The following is a 26,872-nucleotide window of genomic DNA, read 5'->3' on the forward strand; positions in this document are numbered from 1 at the left end:
ATACGCCGCATGCAGCCCACGCCGCCCGCTGACCGTCCCACCGCTTCCATCACGCTGACCGACCTGCCGGAGCCGGTGGTGGTGCCCGGCACGCCGGCCCAGGCGCCGCAGGCCGCGCCCGAGGTGGCGCCCGAGCCGCTGCCCGAGCCCCGGCTGCAGCCGCTGCTGCCGGCCGGCGCCCACCGCATCCTGGTAGGCACCGCCAGCTGGACCGATCCCACGCTGATCAAGTGCGGCCGCTTCTACCCCAAGGGCTGCAATTCGGCCGAGGCGCGCCTGCGGCACTACGCCAGCCGCTTCCCGCTGGTGGAGGTCAACAGCAGCTACTACGGCCTGCCTTCGGCGACCAACGCGCAGCTGTGGGCCGAGCGCACGCCGGCCGACTTCGTGTTCAACGTCAAGGCCTTCCGGCTCTTCACCGGCCACCAGACGCCGGTGGATGCGCTGCCGATGGTGGTGCGTGCCGCGCTGGGCGCCTTCACCCGCAAGAACGTCTACTACGCCGACCTGGCGCCCGAGCTGCGCGAGCTGATGTGGCAGAGCTTCCTGGAGGCGCTGCAGCCGCTGCGGGCGGCCGGCAAGCTGGGGGCGCTGCACTTCCAGTTCCCGCCGTGGTTCGTGCAGTCGGCGCAGGCGCGGGAGCACCTGGACGAGGTGCGCGCCCGCCTGACCGATCACCTGGTGGCGGTGGAATTCCGCCACCAGAGCTGGTTCCTGCCGACCCAGGCCGCTGCCACGCTGGAGTTCGAGAAGGAGCGGGCGCTGGTCAACGTGGTGCTGGACGAGCCGCAGGGCTTCGCCAACAGCGTGGGCGCGCACTGGGAGGTGACCAATCCGCACCTGGCGGTGGTGCGGCTGCATGGCCGCAATGCCGAGACCTGGAACATCAAGGATGCCGCCTCGGCCAGCGAGCGCTTCAACTACGACTATCCCGATGCGGAGCTGGAAGAGCTGGCGGTGCACATCCGCAAGCTGGCCGAGCGGGTGCTCGCCACCCACGTGGTGTTCAACAACAACATGGAAGACCAGGGCCAGCGCAATGCCGCACGGCTGATGCAGATCCTGGGGCTCACCCGTTGAAGGCCCGCGGCGCGCTGCGCACGGTGGCCGGCTTCGAGGCGCTGAAGGGTGCCGTCGCGCTGGCCGCCGGCCTGGGCCTGCTGGGGCTGCTGCACCACGACCTGCACCGGCTGGCGCTGTCGCTCATCGGCCATGTGGGCCTGAGCCCCGGCGCGCACTATCCCGCGCTGCTGCTGGGCGAGCTGGACCGCCTGCAGCACACGCCCACCCAGTGGCTGCTGCTGGCGGTGGCCGGCTACGTGGCCCTGCGCTGGGCGGAGGCCTGGGCGCTGTGGCACGGCGCGGCCTGGGGCGAATGGCTGGGCGCGGTGTCGGGCGCGCTGTACCTGCCGCTGGAGCTGCGCCACCTGCTGCACCGGCCCGGCATGGCGGGCGCGGCAGTGGTGGTGCTGAACCTGCTGCTGGTGCTGTGGCTGGCCGGACGCTGCTGGCAGCGCGCCCGACGGCAGCGGTCATTGACCGGCTGACGCCCGGGAACGCGTACGCCCGCCGGGCCCGGCGTTCGGAAGTTCGAAGAAATGCCCGCCGCCCGTCATCGCCGGCCGGCGAAAAACCCCGCCCGATCAAGCACTTGGCGCTGAAGGCGTGAAAGCTCCGCATCTGGCACGCGCGCTGCAAAGCAGGGTGCAGATGCCGCCCATCCAGGGTCATGGCACGGGAGGAGGGGGACTCGATGAGCTGGAGCACCGCACTGCGGGCCGGTACCGCCGCCATGGGCGTGGCCTGGGCCGTGGCCGCGCCGGGCCCGGCCGCCGCCGATGCCGCCGGCTCGCCGACGCTGGAGCGCATCGCCGCCACTGCCACCATCAGCCTGGGCCACCGGGAGTCGTCGGTGCCGTTCTCGTACTACGACGAGAAGCACCAGGTGGTGGGCTATTCGCACGAATTGGCGCTGCGGGTGGCCGAGGCGGTGCGCCAGTCGCTGCGGCTGCCGGCGCTGACCATCCGGCTGGTGCCCGTCACCTCGCACAACCGCATGCCGCTGGTGATCAACGGCACGGTGGACCTGGAATGCGGCTCCACCACCCACACCATCGAGCGCGAGGCGCAGGTGGCCTTCTCGCACAGCATCTTCATCGTCAGCACCCGGCTGCTGGTGGCGGCCGATTCGGGCATCCGCGACTTTCCCGACCTGGCCGGCAAGACGGTGGTGGTCACCGCCGGCACCCAGGCCGAGCGGCTGCTGCGCCGCTGGATCGAGCAGCAGTCGGCCGGCGTGCATGTGCTGGCCGGCAAGGACCATGGCGACTCCTTCCGCCTGCTGGCCAGCGGCCGGGCTGCCGCCTTCATGATGGACGACGCGCTGCTGTACGGCGAACGGGCGAAGGCCCGCCGGCCGGCGGATTGGCAGGTGGTGGGCACGCCGATGTCGTACGAGGCCTATGCCTGCATGCTGCGCGCCGGCGACCCGGCCTTCAAGCGCGTGGTGGACGATGCGCTGGCGCGGGTGATGCGCTCCGGCGAGGCGCGGCGCCTGCATGAGCGCTGGTTCCGCCAGCCCATCCCGCCGCGCGGCGTGAACCTCGACTGGCCGCTGTCGGACGCGCTGGCTGCGCTCTACCGCGAGCCCAACGACCGGCCGGCGGAGCGTCCATGAGCGCTGCCGCACGGCCGCCCGAAGGCGGCGCTCCTCCCGCTCGGCGGGATCCCGCGCAGCGGGAGGGTGCTCCACTGAGCGCTGCCGCCCGGCCGCCCGAAGGCGGCGCTCCTCCCGCCCGGCGGGATCCCGCGCAGCGGGAGGGTGCTCCATTCCCCGCCGCCCGGCCGCGCCGCGGCCTGCCCGCCTGCGGCCCGGACTGCCCGCCCGGCTGCAGCCCCGCCTGCGTGCTGGCCGGCCCGGGCCGCGCGCCGCATGCCGGCGGCGCGCAGGCGCTGTCGGCCCGCCTGGCCGCTGCCGCGCCCGGTGCGCGTCCCAGCCGCAGCGGCTTCTATGCCAGCGGGGCGCAGGCGATGGAGGCGGCGCTGCGCATCGCCCGCAGCCACAGCGGCCGGCCGGCCATCATCAAGCTCACCGGCAGCTGCATGCCGGGCTCCGCGCCGGCCCGGACCGAGTTCGGCCGCCCGGCCGGCCCGGTGTGGCGGCTGCGCGCGCCCATGCCGCTGCACGGCGACCGCGACGAGCAGGTGCTGGAGCGGCTGGACGCGGTGCTGCAGGGCCCGCTGCGCGCGGAGCGCGTGGCCGCGCTGGTGATCGAGCCGGTGCAGGGCGAGGGCGCCGGCATGCTGCTGTCCGAGGACTTCGTGGTCGCGCTGCGCGAGCGCTGCGACCGACATCACATCCTGCTGGTGGCCGACGAGGTGCACTGCGGCCTGGCCCGCAGCGGGCGCCTGTTCGCCATGGCCCACCATGCGGCGGCGGCCGACCTGGTGGTGCATGCCGAAGGCCCGGACGGCCTGCTGCCGCTGGCCATCGTCACCGGGCCGGCCGCGGTGATGCAGTCGGCGCCCGACCAGGCCGCCTTCGGCGACGAGGGCCGCGAAGCCGCCATCGCCGCCTTGCATGCGGTGCTCGACCAGATCGACGAACACCGGCTGTGCCAGCGGGCCGAGCAGCTGGGCCGCCAGCTGCTGGCGGTGCTGGGCCGCGCCATGGCCTGGCAGCCGCGCATCGCCGACATCCGAGGCATCGGCTCGATGCTGGCCGTCGAGTGCATGCAGGGCAGCGATCCCGACCCCGTCTATGCCCGCCAGGTGCAGGACCGTGCGATGCAGCGCGGCCTGCTGCTGCCGGTCTCGGGCGACTGGGCCAACGTGGTGCGCCTGCCCTATCCCCTGGGCATCGACGACCGGGCCTTCGCGTCGCTGCTGGTCACCGTGGAGCAGGCCTTGCGCGGCGGCTAGCGGCGCCATTCCTTCCCTCCAGATTCCTTCTCCTTCCAAGCCACTCACGCATGAATCCGTTCGCCGTTGCCGGCATCCAGATGCCGGTGTCCGCCCAGGACGACAACATCCCGCACGAGCACCTGATCAGCTCGCAGGCCGACTTCGACCGGCATGCCGACGAGATCGTGAAGGACCCCGAGGTCAAGATCATGAAGCGCATCAACTGCCGCGGCGCCACGCTGGAGGCCTGCGCCACGCAGTCGGGCACGCTGGTGGGGCCGCTGCTGACCGAGGTGGTGGGCGCCAGGGAGCTGACGCCCTACAAGGGCGGCTGGTGCGGCAACGAGGTGTTCCCGGGCGCCTTCACCGAAGGCGTGCGCGAGAAGGCCCGGCAGATGGCCGAGCGCTTCGGCAACCAGCTGCTGGAGGAGGGCTACCGCGGCTATTTCATGAGCGAGGACGGCAGCGTGGCCTACCAGCGCTTCGACTACGACCGCCGCGCCATCTACAACGAGCGCGAGGCCTTCTTCCTGCGCATCACCGGCCCGGGGGACTACCGCAGCGAAGGCGCCGACCTTGGCATCCAGAACCACTACGCCGGCAAGCCGATCGTCACCACCCAGCACGAGCTGGCGCCGGCCCCCGGCTCCTTCAAGATCCTGTGAGCGGCCGCGCTGCCCCACCGATGCAGGTCGGCTTACGCACGCTGTTCGAGGACACGCCCGGCCCGCTGTGGCAGGCCGCCTTCGAGCGGCTGTGGCCGGGCTACAGCGCCTGGTTCCTGCGCGGCGGCATGGTGGACCGGCCCAGCTACCTGGCTTCGCGCCGGGCGCTGCGCAACCACATGCCCGAGCTGGTGCCCACCTGGGAGAAGCTGGTGGCCCTGGCCGGCGGCGAGGACGTGCGATCGCGCTTCCTGTCGCTGTGGTGCCCGCCGCCCTACATCGCCGGCTGCTCGCAGGCGGTGTGGGTCGATCCGCTGGGCCAGGAGCCGCCAGCCCTGCTGCGCAACTACGACTACGCCCCCGCGCTGCTGGAGGGCGAATGGATGGCCACCCGCTGGGTCGGCCAGCAGGTGCTGGCGATGAGCGACTGCTGCTGGGGCGTGCTCGACGGCCTGAACGAATCCGGCCTGGCGGCCACGCTGGCCTTCGGCGGGCGCACCGTCACCGGCGAGGGCTTCGGCATTCCGCTGGTGCTGCGCTACGTGCTGGAGGTGGCGCGCAACACCGCCGAGGCGGTGCAGCAGCTGCGCCGGCTGCCGGTGAGCATGTGCTACAGCGTCACACTGCTGGATGCCTCGGGCGACTGGGCCACGGTGTTCGTGTCGCCCGACCGGCCGACGGAGGTCACCCGCATCGGCGCGGTGAGCAACTTCCAGCACCGCGTGGAATGGCCCGAGCATGCCCGCGCCACCCATGCGCTGGAACGCCAGCAGCACCTGCAGGGCCTGCTGGACAACGGCGCCAGCCTGGCCCATGCGCAGGCCGCGTTGCTGCATCCGCCGCTCTACCAGACCTCGTGGGAACGCGGCTACGGCACCTTGTACAGCGCCACCTACCGGCCCGCGATGCGGCAGGCCACCTTGTCATGGCCCGGCGACAGCTGGGTGCAGTCCCTCGATGCGCTCGCCACCGGCACGCGCGAGTTGCAGTACGGCGCCGCGCCCCGCGCGTAGGCGCCGCCCACACACCACCAACAACATTCCAACGGAGAGAGCAGCATGAGCAGCGCGACATTGAGCGGCAGCAGCAGCGGAGGGGGCGGCCACGGCGCCCGGGCAGCGGTGAAGAAGAAGGTGCCGGCGGCGGTCTACATCCTGGTGGCCATGCTGCTGGGCATCGCCATCGGCTACGGCGTGTTCGTCGAGTTCCCGGACAAGAAGGTGGCCGCGCAGATCGCGGGCTACATCTCCATCGTGTCCGACGTGTTCCTGCGGCTGATCAAGATGCTGATCGCGCCGCTGGTGTTCTCCACGCTGGTGGTGGGCATCGCCCACATGGGCACCGCCTCGTCGGTGGGCCGCGTCTTCGGCAAGGCGCTCGCCTGGTTCTTCACCGCCTCGCTCATCTCGCTGGTGCTGGGGCTGGTGATGGCCAACCTGCTCAAGCCGGGTGTCAACCTGGGCCTGCCGCTGCCGGACATCGGCGCCTCGGCCAACCTGGCCACGGCCAAGTTCACGCTGAAGGACTTCGTCAGCCACCTGGTGCCCAAGTCCTTCGCCGAGGCGATGGCGCACAACGAGATCCTGCAGATCGTGGTGTTCTCGATGTTCTTCGGCGTGGCGCTGGCCTCGCTGGGCGACAAGGCCAAGACCCTGGTGCTGGCCATCGAGGAGCTGTCGCATGCCATGCTGGTGATCACCGGCTACGTGATGAAGCTCGCGCCGCTGGCGGTGATGGCCGCCATGGCCGCCACCGTGGCGGTCAACGGCCTGGAGATCCTGCTGAAGTTCGCGGTCTTCATGGGCGACTTCTACCTGGGCCTGTTCGTGCTGTGGGCGGTGCTGATCGGTGCCGGCTTCCTGTTCCTGGGCCCGCGGGTGTTCAAGCTGCTGGTGCAGATCAAGGAAGCCTTCCTGCTGTCCTTCGCCACCGCCAGCTCCGAGGCCGCCTACCCCAAGATCCTGGATGCGCTGGACCGCTTCGGCGTGCGCCGCAAGATCAGCAGCTTCGTCATGCCGATGGGCTATTCGTTCAACCTGGACGGCTCGATGATGTACTGCACCTTCGCCGTGCTGTTCATCGCCCAGGCCTACGGCATCGAGCTGCCGGTGGCCACGCAGGTCACCATGCTGCTGATCCTGATGCTCACTTCCAAGGGCATGGCCGGCGTGCCGCGCGCCTCGCTGGTGGTCATCGCCGCCACGTTGAACCAGTTCAACATCCCCGAGGCCGGCCTGCTGCTCATCCTGGGCATCGACACCTTCCTGGACATGGGCCGCAGCGCCACCAATGCGGTGGGCAACTCCATCGCCACCGCGGTGGTGGCCAAGTGGGAAGGGGAGCTGCTGCCGGAGGACCAGGCTGCGGCCCATGCCGCCGCGCTGGATGCCGCCGCCCGCGCCAAGGCCCAGGTGGCCCATGGCTGAGGCCGCCCGCCACCGGCCGCTGCGGCGGCTGGCCCGTGCGGCGGGCCACCTGGCCGCCGCCGCCGCCGTGCTGCTGATGGCGGCCACGCCGCTGCGGGCGCAGACCGACGCGGCGCCCGCCGAGCTCACCGGCACGCTGAAGAAGCTGCGCGACAGCGGCGCCATCACGCTGGCCCACCGGGCGGACGCGGTGCCGTTCTCCTACCTGTCGGCGCGCGGCGAGCCCATCGGCTACACCATCGACCTGTGCGTGCTGCTGGCGGAGGCGCTGGGCGAGCAGGTGGGCCGCACGCTGGCGCTGCGCTGGCTGCCGGTGACGGCCGACAGCCGCATCCCGGCCATCGTGGCCGGCCAGGCCGACCTGGAATGCGGCGCCACCACCAGCAACCTGGAGCGCCAGCGGCTGGTGGCGTTTTCGCCCACGCTGTTCATCGCCGGCACCAAGCTGCTGGTGCCACGCGGCTCGCCGGTGAAGTCGTTCCGCGACCTGGCGCAGCGCAGCGTGGCCGTCACCTCCGGCACCACCAACGAGAAGGCGGTGCGTGAGCTGTCGCGGCGCTTCGGCATCGCGATGGCGGTGCAGGTGACGCCGGACCATGAGGCCGGGCTGGCGCTGCTGCGATCGGGCCAGGTGCAGGCCCTGGCGACCGACGACGTGCTGCTGCACGGCCTGGTGGCGCACCACCGGCTGCAGGCCGACTACCGCGTGGTGGGCGACTACCTCAGCTACGACCCCTATGCAGTGATGTTCCGCAAGGACGACCCGGCCCTGGCCGCAGCGATCGACCAGGCGGTGCGCCGGCTGGCGGAGGACGGCGAGATCGAGCGCCGCTACAAGCGCTGGTTCCTGCAGAAGTTGCCGTCGGGCGTGAGCCTGGGGCTGCCGATGAGCGCGCAGCTCGAGTCCGCGCTGGGTGCGCTGTCGTTCAAGCGCGAATAACGACGGAAGGCAAGCCCGCGTCGAGTACACGCCCCGAATGTCGGGGCGTGTCATTTTTTACCTGCAAAGTCGGCAAAATCGGCGCACATGTCCTGGCGCCTGTCCGTGTTGCTCCTGCTTGCCGCCGCCGCGCTGCTGGCAGCGGCCGCCATGGCGGGTTACCGCTGGGGCCATGCGCAAGGCCTGCAGGCGCTGCGCGAGGACACCAACCACCGGCTGGACCTGTTCGCCACCACGGCCCAGGGGCGCATCAGCCGGCTGGAGCACAGCGCCGCCACCATCCAGCTGCATCCGGCGGTGCTGGCGCTGTACCGCGGACCGGCGCGCCACCGACCGCCCGAACGCGTGGCCGCCGCCAACGACCTGCTGCACCGGCTGAATGCCCACCAGGGCAGCACCGCCGTCTTCGTCGCCGACGAGCGCGGCATGGTGCTGGCCAGCAGCAATTTGGACCAGCCCGACGACAGCCAGCTCGGCCAAGACCTGTCCTACCGGCCCTACTACATGGAGGCGCTGTCGGGCCGGGTCGGGCGGCACTTCGCGGTGGGCACGGCGGCCGATGCGCCGGGCTACTTCTTCTCGCATCCCATCCGCGATGGCGACCGGGTGGTGGGCGTGGCCGTCACCAAGGTGTCGCTGGCCGACATCGACCAGGCTTTTCCGCTGCTGGGCACGCCCGCGCTCATCCTCGACCGCAACGACGTGGTGATCCTGTCCTCCCGGCCGCAATGGCTGTACACCACGATGCAGCCGCTGACGGTGGAGGCGCGGGTGGACTTGGAGCTCACCGGCATGTACGGCAACCGCCGGCTGGGTCGCTTCCCGCTGCCGCTGCCGCTGGCCTGGCAGCCCGACACGCAGACGCTGGACCAGGTGCTGCAGCCGGAGGCCGACAACCTGTCCCGCGATGGCGCCGGCCTGCTGGTGCAGGGCCGCACCCTGGACGGCATGGACTGGCGGCTGCTGCTGTTCTCCGACCTGGCCGGTGTGCGCGCCCGGGCACGCGGCACCGGCGCCATGGCCGCGCTGTGCGCGGCGGTCGTCATGCTGGTGCTGCTGGCCGTGCTGCAGCGCCGCCGCGCCGCGCGCCAGCGGCTGCGCGACCAGCAGGCGCTTCAGCGGCTGAATGCCGAGCTGGAGGACACCGTGGCCCGCCGCACCCGGGCGCTCACCGACGCCAACCGCGAGCTACGCCGCGAAATGGCCGAGCGGGTGCAGGCCGAGGCCACGCTGCGCGCCGCGCAGGACGAGCTGGTGCAGGCGGCCAAGCTGGCGGTGGTGGGCCAGCTGTCCACCGGCATCACCCATGAACTGGCGCAGCCGCTGGGCGCCATCCGCACGCTGGCGGGCAATGCGCGCGAATTCATGCGGCGCGGCGACCTGGACGGCGCGCACGGCAACCTGGCCATCGTCGACACGCTGGTCGAGCGCATGGGCGGCATCATCCATCCGTTCAAGGCCTTCGCCCGCAAGTCGCCGGTGGAGCCGGCGGCGGTGCCGGTGGCGGCGGCGCTGCGCAGCGCGCTGTTCCTGCTCGACCAGCGGGTGCGCGCCGAGCGGGTGGAGGTCCGGCTGCAGCTGGCGGACGCCGGGACCGGCAGCCCGGTGGCCTGGTGCAACCGCAACCGGCTGGAGCAGGTGCTCATCAACCTGATCGGCAATGCCATCGACGCGATGCATGGCGCCCCGCGCCGGCAGCTGCTGGTCGAGGCACGGACGCTGGACGGCGAGCGGGTGTGCATCCGCGTGGCCGACAGCGGCGGCGGCCTGCCGCCATCGGTGCTGGCCGGCCTGTTCACCCCCTTCTTCACCACGAAGCCGCCGGGCAGCGGGCTCGGCCTGGGCCTGGTGATTTCGCGCGGCATCGCGCAGGACTATGGCGGCGACCTCGCCGCGGCCAACCGGCCCGAAGGCGGCGCCGTGTTCACGCTGTGGCTGCCGGCCGCACGCAACCCCCTTCTTCCATGAACACCGATCTCACTGTCCTCATCATCGAAGACGACAGCCACATGCGCCTGGGCTGCGTGCAGGCGATGCAGTTCGCGGGCCTGCGGGTGCAGGAGTTCGACAACGCCGAGGCCGCGCTGCGGCTGCTGCAGCGCGGTTTTCCGGGCGTGGTGGTCACCGACATGCGGCTGCCCGGGCTGGACGGCATGCAGGTCATCAAGCGCTGCCAGCAGCTGGACGCCAGCCTGCCGGTGCTGGCCATCACCGGCCATGGCGACATCGCGATGGCGGTGGAGGCCATGCGCAGCGGCGCCTATGACTTCATCACCAAGCCGTTCTCGCCGGAGCAGCTGGTGGAAGTGGTGCAGCGGGCATTGGGCAAGCGGCGGCTCACGCTGCAGGTCACCGACCTTCAGCAGCGGCTGGCGCGGCTGGAGGGCGTGGAGGGCAAGCTGATCGGCATCTCGCCGCAGATGGAGCGGGTGCGCCGGCTGGTGCGCGAGGTGGCCGACAGCCCGGTGGACGTGATGATCCGCGGCGAGACCGGCAGCGGCAAGGAACTGGTGGCGCAGGCGCTGCACCAGCTGTCGCGCCGCCAGGCCGCGCCCTTCGTGGCGCTGAACTGCGGCGGCCTGCCCGAGAACCTGCTGGACAGCGAGCTGTTCGGCCATGAGCCCGGCGCCTTCACCGGCGCCCAGCGGCGCCGGGTGGGCAAGATCGAGCATGCCCACGGCGGCACGCTGTTCCTGGACGAGCTGGAAAGCATGCCGACCAATGTGCAGATCAAGCTGCTGCGGGTGCTGCAGGAGCGGGTGATCGAGCGCCTGGGCAGCAATGTGCAGACGCCGGTGGACTGCCGCGTGGTGGCCGCCACCAAGGACGACCTGCTGGAGCGTGCCCGCCAGCACACCTTCCGCGCCGACCTGTACTACCGGCTCAACGTGGTGGTGATCGACCTGCCGCCGCTGCGCGAGCGGCGCGAGGACATTCCGCTGCTGCTGGAGCACTTCATGCTGCTGGCCGCGGCCCGCTATGGCCGGCCGCAGCCGGAGCTGCCACCGGCGCAGCTCAGCCGCCTGATGGCCCATGCCTGGCCGGGCAACGTGCGCGAGCTGCGCAACGTGGCCGACTGCCTGGTGCTGGGCGTGCTGCGCGAAGGCCTGATCGAGGCCGATGCCGCCGTGCCCGGCGGCCCGCGCAGCCTGGCCGAGACGGTCGACGACTTCGAGCGCAGCCTGATCGCCAGCGAGCTGCACCGCCACCGCGGCAGCCTGGCCCGCGCCGCCGAGGCGCTGAACACCGCCAAGACCACGCTGCACGGCAAGGTGCGCAAGTACGGCCTGGGCTGATCGAGCGCGCCGGCCACGAAAAGAAGGCCGGCCGCGGAGGTCACGGACGGCCTGCAAGCCAGGCGCCGGCCTGTGGCCGGCACGGTGGAATCTGCGCCGGGGCGGGCGCGTGGTGTGGATGTTCGGGGCAGGCCCGCGCCCGCTCAGCGGCGGCGCGTCAGCAGCAGCCCGGCCAGCACGCCCAGCGCCAGCGCGCCGGCCACCACCGGCCACGGGTTGTCGTGCACCAGGTTGTCGGCCGCGCGGGCGGTGCTGCGGCCGCGCTCCACGGCGGTGTCGCGGGCCTGGGCCAGCGTCTCGCGGGCGGCGCGCAGCTTGGCCAGGCCACGGGCACGCAGTTCCTCGGCGCGGCTGCTCTCGGCCGTGGCGGCCTGTTCCAGGGCTTCCTGGGCGCCGCTGAGCGCACCCTGGGCATCGGCATGCAGGGCTTCGACGGAATGCAGGGACATGACGGTCTTTCGCAAAAGGGAAGGGGAACGGAAAAAAGGGCTTGCACCGACGACTGCACGGCCCTTGGCAGCAGCACGCCCCATGCCAACCGCCGTCCAGGGCGGATCCCCAGGGCAGCGCCGGCCCGCCATTCGACAAGCCGTACGAACTGCCCCGGATGCCGTTCGCCGGGCGGAACGCTGCCGCCGGGGGCCGGCCATCGGCCACCGCTTTGCGGGGGTGGTGGAGGCGCAGGGCCCGGGCTTGCCCGCAGCAGGCGACATCAACACGCCTTGAAAGGGATGGAGCCATGAAACTGACCACGACGCTGGTGCTGCTGGGTGCCGCCGCCACGATGACTGCCTGCGGTGGTGGCGGCGGTGGCGGCTCGGACGCGGGCAGCAGCCCCTCCGGCGCCACGCCGGCCACGCCGGTGGTGACGCCCGTCGCTCCGCCGCCCGGCGGCACCCCTACCGATCCGGTGGCCGCCCCCGGCGGCGGCACCGGCGCGGAGCAGCCCGCCCCGGGCAGCGGCACGGGCACCAATGCCGGCGCCGACACCGCCCCGGTCACCGAGGTGCCCACGCCCACCTACACCGCAGGCTCGATCGTGGCCGCCGCCTTCGACACGGTGAACAGCGAGCGCAGCCGCTGCGGCTTCGGCAAGGTGGCGCAGAATGCTCAGCTGGACGCTGCCGCCGGCGGGCATGCCGCCTACCTGGGCGCCCGCTGGAACGAGGCCCTCTTCGACACCGGCGCGGTGCAAGACGCGAGCCGCAGCGGCTTCACCGGCGTGAACCCGGCCGACCGGGCAGCCCGCGCCGGTTACACCGGCAACGTGTCCGAGTACCTGGGCTACCACTACTACAGCCGGCCCAAGGATTACGGCAACGCGCTCGTGCGCACCATGTTCGCCTCGGTCTACCACCAGATCGGCCTGCTGGACGGCAACCGCGACGCGGGCGCCGGCGTGGAGCTGGCGCAGAACACGCCGCTGCCCATGACCATCCTCACCTGGATGACCGGCACCCAGCCGGGCGTGCCGCTGCAGGAACCGGCCACGCTGGTGACCTATCCCTGCGAAGGCAGCACCGGCCTGCAGCCCTACATGTACGGCGAGAGCCCCGATCCCTTCGCCGGCCTGGGCCTGGCGCAGGACACCCACGTGGGCCATCCCATCCATGTGCGCGCGCCGGGTGGCCAGGTGCTGCAGCTGACCCGCGCCCGGGTGCTGAGCGCAGCCGGAGCCGAGCTGCCGGTGGCGCTGTACCACGCCAGCGACGACCCGAACCGCCGGCTGGGCGTGCACCAGGCCTTCGTGGTGCCGCGGGTGAAGCTGGCCGAAGGCGCCAGCTACACCGTGGAAGTCGAAGGCACGGCCGGCGGCGTGGCCTTCAGCCGGCGCTTCAGCTTCTCGACGCTGGTGTTCTGACGGTCCGCGGCCTGTGGGGCCGCTGCCCGGCAGCGTGCTACGCCGGCTGCGGATGCTGGTGGCGGTATTCCTGCGTGAGCCCGCCATAGCCATAGGCGGTGGCGCGCACGTCGTGCACGTGGATGTAGCTCTCCTCGTGCAGGTTGCCCAGCAGCCGGGCGAAGCCGGCGAACACCTCGTCGATGTACTGCGCCTTTTCCGCCTTGGTGTTGGTCTCGTCCACCACCTTCACATCGAAGTAGAAGCTGGCCTTGCGCTGCTCGGCCAGCGTGCGGCCGCCCACCACCCAGTGCTCGGGCGGCACGTAGTCCACCGTGATGGCGGTGAGCTCGCGACGCTTGTGCAGGATGCGGGTGGTGGCCTCCAGCAGCAGCTCGGCGATGCGGCTGGTCATCTCGGCCGAGGGTTCGGCGCTGACCTTGACGTTGAGGATGGGCATGGGGCGCTCCTTCAGTTGGTTAGCAATGCAACCATTTGGTCGCGGGAAGAGTCGGTTGGCGTGATGGCTTCAGGCGGCCGGCGGGGCGATGCGACGGGGCAGGTTCACTCCAGCGCGGCGCGCACTGCGCGCACCTGGCCCACCGTGTCGGCAAAGGCTTCCGGGCCCAGCAGCTTCTTCAGGCGTTCGGTCACCGCGGCACTGGCGCGGTTGAGCCTGCCGTGCAGCGCCCAGGCGGCCTCGGTGGGATGGATCGCCCATTCGCGGCCGTCGCGGCCGGAGGCGGCGCGCTCGATCAGGCCCTTGGCCAGCAGGCCGTCCATCGAGCGGGTGGCCGTGGGCTTGGAGATGGCCATGCGCCGCGCCAGCTCGGAAGCCGGCAGGCCGGGCTCGGCCAGCACCGCCCGCAGCAGGAAGGCCTGCGGCGGCGTCAGGCCGAAGGGCTGGAAGGCCGCCGTCCAGGTGCGCTCCAGCTGGCGGGCCAGCGCGGTGGTGTTGAAGTACAGGCATTGCTCGAACATGGCGCCAGCGTACGCCTGATTGGTTAGCAATGCAACCAATTGGCGAGGCGGCGATCCGGTGGCGGCCTTCGGGTCCTTGTGGTGCCCATGCCATGCGGCGCTTGACGCCGACGGCCCGGGCTGGCCACACTGCGGCCCTCGGCCACCACTTCCTGCGAAAGGGGACACCATGAAGAAGCACATGACGCCCGCCCCCCAACACGCCGGAAGTCCCGCGCCCGCACGCTGACATCGCCCTGCGCCGCAGGGTCTTCCGCCTCCCTCCATCCGTTGCCGCCGGGCTTGTCGCCCGCGGCTGGTTGCAGCTTGGCTGGACAGACCCTGACCATGCAGGACTTCGATGACGACGCCTTCCTGTCGATCGGCCTCACGCGCCCGATACGGCAGCTCCTGAACACCCTGCGCTTCGACGACACCACCCGCCTGGTGCGCGTGACCGAGGTGAACCGCCATACCGTGCGCCTGCACGACGGCACCGACGACTACAGCGCCCGCTTGCTGCCGGCGCTGGTGCATGAACTGCAAGCCGCCGGCGATGCGCTGGCGGTGGGCGACTGGGGCCTGGCCCGCCAGGAACCCGATGGCGCCTGCTGGCTGACCGACTTCCTCGCGCGCAGCAATGCACTGAGCCGGCGCGATGCCGACGGCCGCCGCCATGTGCTGGTGAGCAACGTGGACACCGCGCTCATCGTCATGGGACTGGACGACGACTTCAGCCCGCGCCGGCTGGAGCGCTTCCTGGCGCTGGTCGATGCCAGCGGCGTGCAGCCGGTGGTGGTGCTGAGCAAGGCCGACCTGTGCGCCGACGTGCCGGCGGCGCTGGCCCGGCTCGAGGGCCGGCTGCCGGACCGGGTGCCGCGGCTGGCGCTGGATGGGCGCTCGCCGGCGGCGGCGGCGCAGGCGCTGGCCCCCTGGCTGCTGCCGGGCCGCACGCTGGTGCTCATCGGCTCCAGCGGTGCGGGCAAGTCCACGCTGGCCAATGCCTTGATCGGCCAGGCGGTGCAGGACACCGGGCCCACCCGGCAGCACGACGGCCGCGGCCGCCACACCACCACCTCACGCAGCCTGCATCGCTTGTCCGGCGGCGCCTGCCTGATCGATACGCCGGGCGTGCGCGCGCTGCGGCCCGATGCGGACGCGGCCGCCCTGGCGGCCAGCTTCGGCGACATCGCGCGGCTGTCGCTGCAGTGCCGCTTCCGGGATTGCCGCCATGCCGGCGAGCCCGGCTGCGCGGTGCGCGCGGCCGTGGACGGCGACCGGGTCGACAACTTCCTCAAGCTGCAGCGGGAGCTGCGGCGCGACGCCCTGGGCCTGCTGGACCGGCGCCAGCAGCTCGCCCAGTGGAAGGCCCGTGCCCGCGCCAGCCGCGAGCGGCTGCGCAGCAAGCGCGGCGCCTGAGGTGCCGGCCCGGTAGCGCGCCTGCGCGCGGATCATCATCGAGGTGTAGGTGAATGCGCCCATGACATCCACTGTAGGCAGCGGCCACCGGCGCCAGCGTGACGGCCGGATGACGTTTGCGTCATCTGTGGCCGGGCCGCCTTACAACCCCAGCGTGAGGCCGAAGGTGTTGCGCCCGCGCTCGGAACGCGCGAACACCGTGCCACGGTGCATCACCGCGATGGCCTTGACGATGGCCAGGCCCAGGCCGTGGTTGCCGGCCGAATTGCGGCGTGCGCTGTCGGCACGGTAGAAGCGGTCGAACAGATGGGCCAGGTGGCGCTGCTCGATGGCCGCGCCGGGATTGCTCACCGCCACCGACAGCTGCTCGCCCTGGCGGCCGATGTCCACCACGATCTCGTCGCCGGCCGCGGAATGCTCGATGGCGTTCTGCAGCAGGTTGTTCAGCGCCCGCCGCAGCAGCGCGGTTTCCAGGCAGCCGCGGGCATCGCCGCGCACCACCACGCGCACCTGCTGGTCCTCCACCATGCACTCCAGGTAGTCCAGCACCTTGTGCACCTCGTCGGCCAGCGACACCTCGGCATGGCGCGAGGCGGCCGCGCCCTGGTCGGCGCGGGCCAGGAACAGCATGTCGTTGACGATGGCCTTCAGCCGCTCCAGCTCCTCCAGGTTGGAGTGCAGCACCTCGGCCAGCTCGGCAGCGTCGCGCGGGCGGGTGAGCATCACCTGCGTCTGGCCGATCAGGTTGGCCAGCGGCGTGCGCAGCTCATGCGCCACGTCGGCATTGAAGGCCTCGAGCTGGCGGCAGGCGCCTTCCAGGCGCTCCAGCGCGCCGTTGAAGGAGGCGGTGAGGTCGTCCAGTTCGGCCGGCATCGGCGCCAGCGCCAGCCGCTGCGAAGGGCGGTTCGGATTGAGCGCCTGCGCCTGGCGCGACAGCCGGCCCAGCGGCTGCAGGCCCAGGCGGGCGATGCCATAGCCCAGCCCCGCCACGCCCAGCACGCCGGCCACGCCGAAGCCCACCAGGGCCAGCCGGAAGTTGGCCAGGGTGTTCCAGAAGGGCAGGGGATCGCGCGCCAGCACCAGCGTCACCGGCGGGCGGTCGCCATCGGCCTGCAGCGTGCGCGACCAGGTGACGAAGTCGCAGGGATGATCTTCCTGGTGCAGCAGGCCATAGCCGCCGGCGCGCGCCAGGGCCAGCACCTGCGCGCTGGGCTGGCCATAGCGGAAGGCGGGATCGTCGCTGACGATCCACAGCCGCATGCCGCTGCGTTCCATGTCCATCGAGTTGAGCTTGGGCACCAGCCACAGCCGCCACTGCGATTCGCTCTGCACCCGGGCCACCACCGATTCGCCCCAGGTGCCGCGCAGCGCCAGCTCGGCCCGCACCTGGGCCATCAGGTTGTCGCGCAGCAGCGTGTGCAGCGCCAGCGCGCCCAGCAGGAACACCACCGTGGCGCAGCCGGCGAACATGGCGGTCAGCCGCCAGGCCAGGTAACGGCCGGGCTGCCAGCGGCGCAGGGCATGCCACTTCATGGTGCATCCGCGCCGCGGTCTTCCAGCACATAGCCCATGCCGCGCAGCGTGTGCACCAGCTTGCGGCCATGCGCCGGCCCGTCGATCTTGGCGCGCAGCCGCTTGACGGCCACTTCCACCACGTTGGTGTTGCTGTCGAAGTTCATGTCCCACACCAGCTCGGTGATCTCGGTGCGCGACAGCACCTGGCCCGGCCGCCGCGCCAGCGCGGCCAGCAGCGCAAATTCCTTGGCGGTGAGGTCGATGCGCTCGCCGGCGCGGTGCACCTTGCGACCCAGCAGGTCCAGCACCAGGTCGCCCACGGTGATGGTGGTGGGCTCCAGCTGCCGGCTGCGCCGCGCCAGCGCCTGCAGCCGCGCGCTCAGCTCCAGGAAGGAGAAGGGCTTGACCAGGTAGTCGTCGGCGCCGGCCTGCAGCCCGCGCACCCGGTCCTCGATGCCGTCGCGGGCGGTGAGCATGATGATGGGCACCTGCTGGCTGCGCCGCACCTCCCGCAGCACCTCGAAGCCGTCGATGCCCGGGAGCATCACGTCCAGCACGATCAGGTCGTGCCGGCCCTCGCGCGCGGCATGCAGGCCGTCGATGCCGTTGCCGGCCACGTCCACCACATGGCCCTGCTCGGTGAGGCCGCGGCGCAGGTAGTCGGCCGTCTTGGCTTCGTCTTCGACGATGAGAACACGCATGGCAGGGGCAACTTCACGGCGGCGGTGACCCGGCAGTCTATCCAGCCCAGCCCGGCGCCACGCTGACGGCCAGATGACGGCGCTGTCATCTGCGCGGCGGCGCAGGCGGACGGCAAGGCACGGCTGTTGCCTCAGTCCAGGCCACCGCCCCTCCGCAGAGCCCGCCATGTCACGCCATTTCCTCATCGACTGCGAGCTGAACTACGAAGTCCAGCAGCCCAGCACCTTCATCTTCAAGATCGAGGCCGCCTTCACGCCCGAGCAGTCGATCGGCGACGAGTCGCTGACCACGATCCCGCCGGTGCCCATGGGCCGCTACACGGATCCGCTGGGCAACCGCACGCTGCGGCTGAATGTGGGCGCCGGCCCCTTCAGCATCCGCTACCAGACCACCGCCACGGTGCGGCGCATTCCCGGCACCGAGAACATGCGCGAGACGCCCACCGCCTACCTGCCGCTGGACGTGATGCCCTTCCTCACCGGCAGCCGCTACGTGGAATCGGAGCTGATCTTCCATGACGCGGTGCGCTGGATCGGCACCGCCGACCTGGGCTTCCGGCGGGTGGAGCGCATCTGTCAGTGGGTGCGCGACAACGTGAAGTACGAGGTGGGCACCAGCAAGCCCTACGGCACCACCCGCGACGTGCTGGCCAATCGCACCGGCGTGTGCCGCGATTACGCCCACGTGGCCATCGGGCTGTGCCGGGCGCTGAACATCCCGGCGCGTTTCGTGGTGGGCCATGTGGAGTGGGCCGATCCGCCGCCCGACTTCCATGCGTTGTTCGAAGCCTGGCTGGAAGGCCGCTGGGTGATGTTCGACCCCACCGCGATGGCCGATCCGCTGGACGTGATCCGCATCGGCACCGGGCAGGACGCGGCCGACCTGCCGTTCGCCACCATCTTCGGCGCCGCGCAGATGACCCGCATGGCGCCGCTGGTGTTCCGCCAGGGCGGCGACTGAAAGCCGGGGCGGCTCAGGCGTGCACCTGGGCCGGTGCGCCGGCGGGCTGGTTGGCGGGCTGGTCGGCGGGCGGGTTCACGGCGACGGCGGCCTCTGCCAGCCCTTCGCGAGCGATCTGCAGCAGCCGACGCACCTGGGCCACCGCCTGCGCCTGCTGCGGCACCGGCGTGGTGCGCCTGAGCAGCTGTTCCAGCGCCAGGCAGGGCGCCGTCAGCTGGCCGAAGCCGAAGGAGCCGGCCGTGCCCTTGAGCGTGTGCACCAGCCCGGCCAGGGCCGGCCAGTTCGCCTGCGCGGCGGCCTGCTCGATGGCCGCCAGCTGCTGCGGCAGGCCCTGGCGGAAGAGCGCGGCCAGCTGCGCCATCTCCTGCGCGAAGCCTTCGTCCTCGGCCGCGGGCGCGGCCCGCGCCAGCCGTTGCGCCAGCACCGCATGGAAGCGATGCAGCTGCAGCGGCTTGGCCAGCACGTCGTCGAAGCCCAGCGCCAGGTAGTGCTGCACGTCGCTGGCCATCACGTTGGCCGTCAGCGCCACCACCGGGCCGCGGTAGCCGCCGCTGCGCAGCCGGGTGAGGGCGGCCGCGCCGTCCAGCACCGGCATCTGGATGTCCATCAGCACCAGGTCGAAGCGGCCGGCCAGCGCCGCGCGCACCGCCTGCTCGCCGTCGCCCACCACCTCGGCCTGCAGCCCGGCGCGGCGCAGGTAGGCGCCGATGAGCCGCTGGTTGTCGCTGCCGTCCTCGGCCAGCAGCACGCGGCCCTGCAGCCGGGCCACGACGGACGGCGGCGCAGCCTCGGCCTCGCCATCGGCCGCGGTACCGGCGGCCAGCCAGCCGGGCGGCCACGGCGCGGCCGCGCGCAGCGCCTCGCGCGAGACGGGCAGGCTCAGCTCGAAGCGACTGCCCACGCCCCACTGGCTGCTGGCGGCGATGCTGCCGCCGAGCGAGGCCGCCAGCTGGCTGGACAGCGACAGCCCCAGCCCGGTGCCGCCGAAGCGCCGGGTGATGGAGGCATCGGCCTGGGTGAAGGGCTGGAACAGCCGCCCGCACTGCGCCGGCGTCATGCCGATGCCGGTGTCGGTCACCACGAACTGCAGCGTGCCGCCGGGCTCGTGCAGCCGCAGCGCCAGCGTGACTGAGCCTTCATGGGTGAACTTGACGGCATTGCCGCACAGGTTGAGCAGGATCTGCTTGAGCCGCAGCGCGTCGCCGTGCACCAGCAGCGGCAGCGGCGCCTCGGCATGCAGCTCGAAGGCCAGGCCCTTGTGGCGGGCCCGCGGCATCACCAGCGTGGCCACCTCGCGCAGCAGCGTGGGCAGGTGGACGGGCCCCAGCGCCAGCTCCAGCTTGCCGGTCTCGATCTTCGACAGGTCCAGGATGTCGTTGATCACCTGCAGCAGGTGCTCGCCGTTGCGGCGGATGGTGTGCACCGCCTCGGCGCGTTCGGCCTCGTCCTGCGCCGGGTCCAGCAGCAGGTCGGCAAAGCCGATGATGGAGGTGAGCGGCGTGCGGATCTCGTGGCTCATGTTGGCCAGGAAGCTGCTCTTGGCACTGCTGGCCGCCTCGGCCTCCCGGCGGGCCTCGCGCCAGCGGGCGGCCAGTCCCTGCAGCGCCTGCCCGCGGTCGGCCAGCGCACGCAGCTGGTGCACCACCACCGCGGCGAAGGCCAGCGTCAGCAGGCCCTGGAAGATGGTCAGGCCGATGGCCATGTGGTTCTGCTCGCGCACCGCCTGGTTGCGGTTGCCCACCAGGTCGGCCACCTGCACCGTGGCCCAGAGCGAGAGTTCGTGCAGCTCGGTGGCCAGCGGCTCCAGCCCTGCCAGCAGCGCCGGCACGTCGGCGGCGGTGAAGGGGCGCTCGGGCTGCGGGCCCAGCAGCCGGTCGGCCTGCTGCACGAACTCGTCCAGCCGGGCCAGGGTGCGGGTCTGCAGCGGCGCCACGGGCATCACCACCGCGGTGCGCTGCGGTGCCACCAGTAGCAGCCGGCTGACGAAGATGTCGTAGCGCTGCTGCAGCGCCTCGCCGTCCAGCCGGTCGGGATGGCGCGCGGCTTCACGCAGCTGGTCGCGCAGCAGCAGGTATTCGCTGTGCAGCTGGTAGAAGCTCCAGACGATGTTGTCGCTGTTGTACTGCACCGATCCCGACAGCAGCGCCAGCTGCCGGTGCTGCACCCAGCCCACCACCGCGAAGGCCATCAGCAGCACCGCGGCGATCGCGACCAGCCAGCGGTGGGTGCGCGGGCGGCGGGGCGCGGCCAGCAGCAGCGCATCGGCCTCTTGCGGGGGCATGGGAGGTCAGTCCACCTCGATGCGGCGCAGCTGCCAGGCGCTGCGGCTGTAGTACTTCTCCGATTGCAGCTCCGCGCTGGTGTTGAAGGGATAGACGATGAACAGCGGGCCGCGCTCGCGCACCGGCATCGGCCGGCCGTCGAGCAGCCGCGCGACGATCACGTCGAAGCGCGCGGCATCGTCGGCCGGCAGGTCCACCTTGTAGTCGTTCAGGGCCACCGCCCGCAGCGTGCGACCGCGCACGCCGGCGGCAGCCAGCACGTCGCGCAGCAGCGGGCCGGTGAAGCTCACCGGCTTCGGGTACCACGGCGTGCTGGTGCGGAAGCTGCGCTGCGGCAGCCGCTCCAGCGCGGCCATGTCGAAATCCACCGCGGGGCGGCCGGCGGCCTGCACGGTGAGCACGGTGCGGCCCGGCCTGGCGCCGGGCGTGGCCTCGGTCTGGGCCCGGGACGCCGAGGGCGCCAGCGCCGCGACCGGCACCAGGTGGAGGGCATGGCGAAGCAGGCGGCGGCGCGAGTGGTCCATGGCAGGCCCCTCGATGGCGGCGCAGGCCGTCTTGCGGCATGGGGCATGCCGTTTATCGACCGGCGCGCCACCGGCCTTGAGGGTCAGCCGGCGTGCAGCGTGCCGTCCAGGTAGTACCAGCGGCCGGCCTCGCGCAGGAAGCGGCTGGTCTCGTGCAGGCGGTGGGCGCGGCCGGCCAGCTTGCTGCGTGCCACGAATTCCACCGTGGCCTCGTCCTCGCCCAGCGGCACATGGCGGCGCACCTGCAGGCCGAGCCAGCGCAATCCGGGCTCGAACACCACCTCGGCCGGCCGGGTGCGCGGATGCCAGGTCTGCAGCAGGTAATCGGCGTCCTGCAGCACGAAGGCGCTGTAGCGCGAGCGCATGAGCGCCTGCGCATCCGGTGCGCGCAGGTGCTCGGGGCCGCTGTGCCAGCGGGCGCAGCAGTCGGCCAGCGGACGGCCGCTGCCGCAGGGGCAAGGCAGGGTGTGCATGGGCGGCAGCTTAGCGGGCGGGCCCCAGCTTGAGCTGCCAGGTCTCGCCCACCATGGGCACGCCGAAGTCGGCATGCGGCTCGCTCTTGACCAGCTGCCAGCCATGGCGGGCATACAGCCGGCGGGCGCCGGCCAGCATGTCGTTGGTCCACAGCATGATGCTGCGGTAGCCGCACTCGCGCGCGAAGGCGATGCACTGCAGCACCAGCCGGTCGCCCACGCCCGCGCCGCGCGCATCGGGCTCCACCAGCAGCATGCGCAGCTGGGCCACGCCCTTCAGCGGCTTGCCGCTGGCTTCGTCGCGCGCCTGCACCAGGAACACGCTGCCCAGCGGCCGGCCCTCGCGCTCGGCGATCCAGCAGGCCTCGCGGCGGGCGTCGAACTGCTCGACGAAGCGGGCGCACAGGCCGGCCACCAGCGCCTCGAAGCGCAGGCCCCAGCCGTATTCGGCGTCGTACAGCGCGCCGTGGCGGGCGATCACCCAGCCCATGTCGCCCGGGCGGTGCGGCCGCAGCTGCACGCTGCCGCCGGGCGCGGCCAGCAGGTCCATCAGTGTGGCCGCGCTCTGCACCAGCGCCTGGCGGCTGGCGTCCGGCACGCTGGCCAGCAGCCCGGCGGTGCGCGCCTGCGACTGCTGGTCCAGCGGCGCGAAGGCCTTGCGCCCGGCCGCGGACAGCCGCAGCAGCGTCTGCCGCGCGTCGTGCGGCGCGGTCTGGCTGCGCAGCAGGCCCCGCGCCTTCAGGCCGGCCAGCAGCCGGCTCAGGTAGCCCGGATCCAGCTCCAGCTCGCGCGCCAGCGCCGCGGCGCTGATGCCGTCGTGGTGCGCCAGCTCCCACAGCAGCCGCGATTCCGGCAGCGTGAAGCGCGAGTCCAGCAGATGCTCGTGCAGCAGGCCGATGCGCCGGGTGTAGAAGCGGCTGAAGCGCCGCAGCAGCTGCACCTGGGCCGGCAGCTGCGCCTGCGCCTGGGCCTGCGCGGTGGTGGCGGGGACAGGGGTGCGTGGGGTGGCGGCGGCGCTCATGGGCCCATGCTGCACCGGAAGCTTGCTTTTGGCAACCATCGGTGCGGGTGCGCTCGCCGTGATAATCGGCGCCATGCTCTTCGTGATCTCTCCCGCCAAGTCGCTCGACTACGAAACCCCGCTGCCGCCCGAGGTGCTGGCCCAGGCCACCGAGCCGGTGTTCACCGAGCAGGCCGCCGGCCTCGTCAAGCTGCTGAAGCCGCTGCCCGCCCAGGCCGTGGGCGAGCTGATGGCCCTGTCGGCCGAGCTGTCGCAGCTGAATGCCGCGCGCTACAAGGCCTGGACCCGCAAGGCCACGCCCGACAACAGCCGCCCGGCGGTGCTGGCCTTCGACGGCGACGTGTACGACGGCCTGCGCGCGCGCGAAATGGGCGCCGACGACCTGGCCTGGCTGCAGCGGCACCTGGCCATCCTGTCGGGCCTTTACGGCGTGCTGCGGCCGATGGACCGGCTGCAGCCCTACCGGCTGGAGATGGGCACCCGCCTGGCCAACCCGCGCGGGCCCGACCTGTATGCCTGGTGGGGCGACACCGTGGCCCAGCGGCTCAACCAGATGGCGGCGGAGAACGAGAGCCCGGTCATCGTCAACCTGGCCTCGCAGGAGTATTTCCGTGCCGTCCGGCGCGCGGTGCTGGCGCCGCGGGTGGTGGACTGCGTGTTCGAGGACTGGAAGACCGACCGCTACAAGATCATCAGCTTCTTCGCCAAGCGTGCCCGCGGCCTGATGGTGCGCTATGCGGTGCAGCAGCGGGTGGTCACGCCCAAGGGCCTGGAGGGCTTCGACCTGGACGGTTATCGTTTCGAGCCCGCCGCCTCGGAACCCGACCGGCTGGTGTTCCGCCGCAGGATGACGTCATGAGCAAACAGAGCATCACCCCCGAGCTGCGCGCCTGGATCGTCGCGCAGGCGCAGGCCGGCCATGGCCCCGAGACGCTGCTGGCCTCGATGAAGACCAGCGGCTGGGAGGAGGACGCCGCGATGCGGGCGATGGAAGAAGCGCTCAGCGGCTTCCTGGCCGAGCAGCACCAGGCCGGTGGCCCGCCCGTGCCGGTGGCGGTGCCCGACATCGCGCAGCCCGGCGGCGCCAACGTGCTGGACGCGGGTGACCGCGAGGTGCGGGTGGTGATGTCGCTGCGCAATCCGCGGGTGGTGGTGCTGGCCGGCCTGCTGTCGGACGACGAATGCGACGAACTGGTGGCCCTGGCCGCGCCGCGCATGGCCCGCAGCGAGACGGTGGACGTGGCCACCGGCGGCAACGAGGTGAATGCGGCGCGCACCAGCCGCGGCATGTTCTTCGAGCGGGGCGAGAACGAGGTCGCCCGCAAGCTGGAAGCCCGCATCGCCCGGCTGCTGGAATGGCCGGTGGACCATGGCGAAGGCCTGCAGGTGCTGCACTACGGCCCCGGCGCCGAATACCGGCCGCACCACGACTACTTCGACCCGGCACAGCCGGGCTCGGTGCCCATCCTGAAGCGCGGCGGCCAGCGGGTGGCCACCATCGTCACCTACCTGAACACTCCGCCGGCCGGCGGCGGCACCACCTTCCCCGAAGTGGCGCTGGAAGTGGCCCCGGTCAAGGGCCATGCAGTGTTCTTCAGCTACGACCGCCCGCATCCGGTCACCCGCACGCTGCACGGCGGCGCGCCGGTGATCACGGGCGAGAAGTGGGTTGCCACCAAGTGGCTGCGGGAGAACGTGTTCAGGTAGCCGCGAACGGCCGTCCGCTCAGCGTTTGCCGCCGCTCGCCGGGTTGGCCGGACCGGTGCCACCAGGCGCCCAGGGCTGCAGCAGCCGGCTGCGCACGATGCGCTCCCACTTGCGCTGCTCCCAGCTCTGCGGGCCTTCCACCGGCCAGCGGGCCAGGTCGGCCTGCACCTGGGCCAGCGGCACCCGCAGGTAGCCCGGCAGCTTGCGCGGAAACAGCGACCAGCCACCGCGCAAGGCACGCGGCAGCGGCGCCCGCGCGGCGGGCACCCAGTACACGCAGGGCTTGTCCTGCCAGAAGGCCTGGCGCTCGAAGTGCACCCGGCCGGCGATGCCGGAAGCCGGCGGCAGCAGCAGGGCGTCGGTGGCGGTGAGCAGCACCGCATAGGCGAGGTCGCCGGGCGTCTCGCCGCCGCGGTGGTAGGCCAGGATCACACGCTCGATCTCGGTGGCCGGCACGCGGTCCAGTTCTTCGTCGCCGCGCAGGATCAGCAGGTCCATGCCCTGCCAGGCGGTGAGGGGGGTATCTCGCATCGTCAGGCGCCTTGGTTCAAGCGCCCGACCTTAACCACCGTTGGCCGGCAGAGCTGTGACGAGGCGCGTCAGGATGCAAGCGGCAGCGGCCGGCGTCCCTGGGGGATGCCGGCCGCTGCCGGGGTTCAGCGCTTGGGTTGCGTCAGCCGCGGGCCGTTGGACGAGCCTCCGCCGCCACCGCCACCGCCACGCCGGGCGGGCTGGCCGCCGGCACGGTTGCCACCGCCGCCGCCACCACCCCCATTGCCGCCGCCGCCGCCGTGGGCCGCGCGGGGTGCATGGTTACCGCCACCGCCGCCGGACGACCCGGCACGCCGCGGCTCACCGCCTCGCGAATCGGCCGGACGGCCACCGCCGGCCCGGCCACCACCACCACCGCCGCCGCCCGGGCGACCGCCCCGGCTGCCGCCGCGCGGCGCACCGACGCCGATGGTCATGCGGCCCAGCACGATGGGCTCGGCCCGCTCGCCGGCCGGCACGTCGAAGCCCGGCACCGTCTCGCGCGGGATGCTGCGCTTGATCAGCTTCTCGATGTCGGCGAGGAAGAGTTCCTCGTCCAGGCACACCAGGGACACCGCCTCGCCCTGCGCACCGGCGCGGCCGGTGCGGCCGATGCGGTGCACGTAGTCCTCGGGCACGTTGGGCAGCTCGTAGTTCACCACGTGCGGCAGCTGGTCGATGTCGATGCCGCGTGCCGCGATGTCGGTGGCCACCAGGCAGGTCAGGTCGCCCGACTTGAAGTCGGCCAGCGCCTTGGTGCGCGCGCCCTGGCTCTTGTTGCCGTGGATGGCCATGGCGCTGATGCCCTGGTCGTTCAGGTACTCGGTCAGCCGGTTGGCACCGTGCTTCATGCGCGTGAACACCAGCACCTGGTGCCAGTCCTCGCTCTTGATCAGGTGCGCCAGCAGCTCCTTCTTGCGGTCGCGGCCCACCGGATGCACCTTCTGCGCGATGGTGTCGGCGGTGGCGTTGCGGCGGGCCACCTCCACCAGCGCCGGCTTGTTCAGCAGGCGGTCGGCCAGGGCCTTGATGTCGTCGCTGAAGGTGGCCGAGAACAGCAGGCTCTGCTTGCTCTGCGGCAGCACGGCCAGCACCTTCTTGATGTCGTGGATGAAGCCCATGTCCAGCATGCGGTCGGCTTCGTCGAGCACGAAGATCTCGACCTTGCTCAGGTCCAGCGTGCCCTGCTGGTGGTGGTCGAGCAGGCGGCCGGGCGTGGCCACCAGGATGTCGACGCCGCGGCGCAGCTTGTCGACCTGCGGCTGCATGCCCACGCCGCCGAACATCACCATGCTGGTGAGCTTGCTGTACTTGCCGTAGGTGCGGACGCTTTCTTCCACCTGGGCGGCCAGCTCACGCGTGGGCGTGAGGATGAGGCCGCGCACCGGCACGCGGCCGCGGGCGTCGCGCGCGGCGGGCTTGTCCATCAGGCGATGCAGCAGCGGCAGCGTGAAGCCGGCGGTCTTGCCGGTGCCGGTCTGGGCGCCGCCCAGCAGGTCGCTGCCCGACAGCACGATGGGAATCGCCTGGGCCTGGATCGGCGTGGGAGTTGTATAGCCATGTTCGAGCACGGCACGGAGGATCGGCTCGGCGAGGCCGAGTTGGTCGAAGGTCATCTAGGAGCCCGCACGTTGCGGGAGTACCTGCCTGCTGCCGCTCGCGGAAGGAGGGCACCAGTCGGAAGGCGGGGAGGTAGGTATGGAACGTC

At 72.0% G+C, this 26,872-nt stretch carries 26 protein-coding genes; 15 read left to right on the plus strand and 11 right to left on the minus strand.

Features of this window, described 5'->3' with window-relative positions; genetic code table 11:
* Nucleotides 1-9: 9 nt before the first annotated feature.
* From VO99_RS18475 to VO99_RS18520, 10 genes are all read left to right on the plus strand, one after another.
* A complete protein-coding gene (locus VO99_RS18475) occupies nucleotides 10-1,080 on the plus strand; it encodes a DUF72 domain-containing protein (RefSeq protein WP_083440722.1) in 1,071 nt (356 codons plus the stop codon).
* Complete coding sequence (locus VO99_RS18480) at nucleotides 1,077-1,547, plus strand: DUF2127 domain-containing protein (protein WP_046114392.1); 471 nt, start codon at nucleotides 1,077-1,079, stop codon at nucleotides 1,545-1,547. The genes VO99_RS18475 and VO99_RS18480 overlap by 4 nt, the downstream gene beginning before the upstream one ends.
* A 245-nt stretch (nucleotides 1,548-1,792) precedes the next feature.
* The gene (locus VO99_RS18485) at nucleotides 1,793-2,677 is read left to right on the plus strand and encodes a glutamate/aspartate ABC transporter substrate-binding protein (protein WP_046114488.1); all 885 of its coding nucleotides are present in this window, start codon (nucleotides 1,793-1,795) and stop codon (nucleotides 2,675-2,677) included.
* Between the two features lie 227 nt (nucleotides 2,678-2,904).
* Nucleotides 2,905-3,921 (plus strand): aminotransferase class III-fold pyridoxal phosphate-dependent enzyme, encoded by a 1,017-nt coding sequence (locus VO99_RS18490; RefSeq protein WP_052736443.1) that lies wholly within the window; start codon nucleotides 2,905-2,907, stop codon nucleotides 3,919-3,921.
* Between the two features lie 50 nt (nucleotides 3,922-3,971).
* Nucleotides 3,972-4,568 carry a hypothetical protein gene (locus VO99_RS18495; protein ID WP_052736444.1) on the plus strand — a complete coding sequence of 199 codons (597 nt, stop codon included), beginning with the start codon at nucleotides 3,972-3,974 and terminating at the stop codon, nucleotides 4,566-4,568.
* A gap of 20 nt (nucleotides 4,569-4,588) precedes the next feature.
* The gene (locus VO99_RS18500) at nucleotides 4,589-5,581 is read left to right on the plus strand and encodes a C45 family autoproteolytic acyltransferase/hydrolase (protein ID WP_046114393.1); all 993 of its coding nucleotides are present in this window, start codon (nucleotides 4,589-4,591) and stop codon (nucleotides 5,579-5,581) included.
* A gap of 108 nt (nucleotides 5,582-5,689) precedes the next feature.
* Nucleotides 5,690-6,994, plus strand: a complete 1,305-nt coding sequence (locus tag VO99_RS18505) for a dicarboxylate/amino acid:cation symporter (RefSeq protein WP_198156990.1) — start codon at nucleotides 5,690-5,692, stop codon at nucleotides 6,992-6,994.
* Nucleotides 6,987-7,934 (plus strand): amino acid ABC transporter substrate-binding protein, encoded by a 948-nt coding sequence (locus VO99_RS18510; protein WP_046114394.1) that lies wholly within the window; start codon nucleotides 6,987-6,989, stop codon nucleotides 7,932-7,934. The genes VO99_RS18505 and VO99_RS18510 overlap by 8 nt, the downstream gene beginning before the upstream one ends.
* A 105-nt stretch (nucleotides 7,935-8,039) precedes the next feature.
* Nucleotides 8,040-9,902, plus strand: coding sequence for a sensor histidine kinase (locus VO99_RS18515; RefSeq protein ID WP_232315418.1), 1,863 nt, complete (start codon nucleotides 8,040-8,042; stop codon nucleotides 9,900-9,902).
* On the plus strand, nucleotides 9,899-11,230 hold the full coding sequence (locus VO99_RS18520; protein ID WP_046114396.1) for a sigma-54-dependent transcriptional regulator: 1,332 nt from the start codon (nucleotides 9,899-9,901) through the stop codon (nucleotides 11,228-11,230). Before VO99_RS18515 ends, VO99_RS18520 begins: the two co-directional genes overlap by 4 nt.
* A gap of 143 nt (nucleotides 11,231-11,373) precedes the next feature.
* Here VO99_RS18520 and VO99_RS30885 read toward each other — a convergent pair whose 3' ends face one another.
* Nucleotides 11,374-11,679 (minus strand): glycine zipper domain-containing protein, encoded by a 306-nt coding sequence (locus VO99_RS30885; protein WP_046114397.1) that lies wholly within the window; start codon nucleotides 11,677-11,679, stop codon nucleotides 11,374-11,376.
* A gap of 290 nt (nucleotides 11,680-11,969) precedes the next feature.
* On the opposite strand from VO99_RS30885, the gene VO99_RS18530 reads away from it, so the two are divergent.
* Nucleotides 11,970-13,091, plus strand: coding sequence for a CAP domain-containing protein (locus VO99_RS18530; RefSeq protein WP_046114398.1), 1,122 nt, complete (start codon nucleotides 11,970-11,972; stop codon nucleotides 13,089-13,091).
* Between the two features lie 37 nt (nucleotides 13,092-13,128).
* On the opposite strand, the gene VO99_RS18535 is transcribed toward VO99_RS18530, so the two are convergent.
* Nucleotides 13,129-13,530, minus strand: coding sequence for a tautomerase family protein (locus VO99_RS18535; RefSeq protein ID WP_046114399.1), 402 nt, complete (start codon nucleotides 13,528-13,530; stop codon nucleotides 13,129-13,131).
* A 104-nt stretch (nucleotides 13,531-13,634) separates the two neighbouring features.
* Nucleotides 13,635-14,051, minus strand: a complete 417-nt coding sequence (locus VO99_RS18540; RefSeq protein ID WP_046114400.1) for a MarR family winged helix-turn-helix transcriptional regulator — start codon at nucleotides 14,049-14,051, stop codon at nucleotides 13,635-13,637.
* Nucleotides 14,052-14,378: 327 nt separating this feature from the next.
* On the opposite strand from VO99_RS18540, the gene rsgA reads away from it, so the two are divergent.
* Nucleotides 14,379-15,449, plus strand: coding sequence for a ribosome small subunit-dependent GTPase A (gene rsgA, locus VO99_RS18545; RefSeq protein WP_046114401.1), 1,071 nt, complete (start codon nucleotides 14,379-14,381; stop codon nucleotides 15,447-15,449).
* Between the two features lie 141 nt (nucleotides 15,450-15,590).
* On the opposite strand, the gene VO99_RS18550 is transcribed toward rsgA, so the two are convergent.
* Together VO99_RS18550 and VO99_RS18555 are read right to left on the minus strand one after the other, a co-directional pair.
* Complete coding sequence (locus VO99_RS18550; protein WP_046114402.1) at nucleotides 15,591-16,982, minus strand: heavy metal sensor histidine kinase; 1,392 nt, start codon at nucleotides 16,980-16,982, stop codon at nucleotides 15,591-15,593.
* Nucleotides 16,979-17,665, minus strand: a complete 687-nt coding sequence (locus VO99_RS18555; RefSeq protein ID WP_046114403.1) for a heavy metal response regulator transcription factor — start codon at nucleotides 17,663-17,665, stop codon at nucleotides 16,979-16,981. Before VO99_RS18555 ends, VO99_RS18550 begins: the two co-directional genes overlap by 4 nt.
* A 166-nt stretch (nucleotides 17,666-17,831) precedes the next feature.
* On the opposite strand from VO99_RS18555, the gene VO99_RS18560 reads away from it, so the two are divergent.
* A complete protein-coding gene (locus VO99_RS18560) occupies nucleotides 17,832-18,626 on the plus strand; it encodes a transglutaminase-like domain-containing protein (RefSeq protein WP_046114404.1) in 795 nt (264 codons plus the stop codon).
* Between the two features lie 13 nt (nucleotides 18,627-18,639).
* Here VO99_RS18560 and VO99_RS31870 read toward each other — a convergent pair whose 3' ends face one another.
* From VO99_RS31870 to VO99_RS18580, 4 genes are all read right to left on the minus strand, one after another.
* Nucleotides 18,640-20,907 carry a hybrid sensor histidine kinase/response regulator gene (locus VO99_RS31870; protein WP_052736445.1) on the minus strand — a complete coding sequence of 756 codons (2,268 nt, stop codon included), beginning with the start codon at nucleotides 20,905-20,907 and terminating at the stop codon, nucleotides 18,640-18,642.
* Nucleotides 20,908-20,913: 6 nt separating this feature from the next.
* Nucleotides 20,914-21,432, minus strand: coding sequence for a putative pterin-binding protein (locus VO99_RS18570; protein WP_046114405.1), 519 nt, complete (start codon nucleotides 21,430-21,432; stop codon nucleotides 20,914-20,916).
* A gap of 83 nt (nucleotides 21,433-21,515) precedes the next feature.
* The gene (locus tag VO99_RS18575) at nucleotides 21,516-21,905 is read right to left on the minus strand and encodes a YchJ family protein (protein WP_046114406.1); all 390 of its coding nucleotides are present in this window, start codon (nucleotides 21,903-21,905) and stop codon (nucleotides 21,516-21,518) included.
* Between the two features lie 10 nt (nucleotides 21,906-21,915).
* Nucleotides 21,916-22,926 carry a bifunctional helix-turn-helix transcriptional regulator/GNAT family N-acetyltransferase gene (locus VO99_RS18580; protein ID WP_083440728.1) on the minus strand — a complete coding sequence of 337 codons (1,011 nt, stop codon included), beginning with the start codon at nucleotides 22,924-22,926 and terminating at the stop codon, nucleotides 21,916-21,918.
* A 73-nt stretch (nucleotides 22,927-22,999) separates the two neighbouring features.
* On the opposite strand from VO99_RS18580, the gene yaaA reads away from it, so the two are divergent.
* Nucleotides 23,000-23,785 (plus strand): peroxide stress protein YaaA, encoded by a 786-nt coding sequence (gene yaaA / locus VO99_RS18585; RefSeq protein WP_046114494.1) that lies wholly within the window; start codon nucleotides 23,000-23,002, stop codon nucleotides 23,783-23,785.
* Entirely contained in the window at nucleotides 23,782-24,633 is an 852-nt protein-coding gene (locus VO99_RS18590) for a 2OG-Fe(II) oxygenase (protein WP_046114407.1), read from the plus strand. The genes yaaA and VO99_RS18590 overlap by 4 nt, the downstream gene beginning before the upstream one ends.
* 18 nt (nucleotides 24,634-24,651) lie before the next feature.
* Here VO99_RS18590 and VO99_RS18595 read toward each other — a convergent pair whose 3' ends face one another.
* Together VO99_RS18595 and VO99_RS18600 are read right to left on the minus strand one after the other, a co-directional pair.
* Entirely contained in the window at nucleotides 24,652-25,164 is a 513-nt protein-coding gene (locus tag VO99_RS18595) for a hypothetical protein (RefSeq protein ID WP_157039637.1), read from the minus strand.
* Nucleotides 25,165-25,289: 125 nt separating this feature from the next.
* On the minus strand, nucleotides 25,290-26,780 hold the full coding sequence (locus VO99_RS18600; RefSeq protein WP_046114409.1) for a DEAD/DEAH box helicase: 1,491 nt from the start codon (nucleotides 26,778-26,780) through the stop codon (nucleotides 25,290-25,292).
* Nucleotides 26,781-26,872 lie beyond the last annotated feature (92 nt).

This window comes from Aquincola tertiaricarbonis (genome assembly GCF_000969605.1).
Classification (GTDB): domain Bacteria; phylum Pseudomonadota; class Gammaproteobacteria; order Burkholderiales; family Burkholderiaceae_C; genus Aquincola; species Aquincola tertiaricarbonis.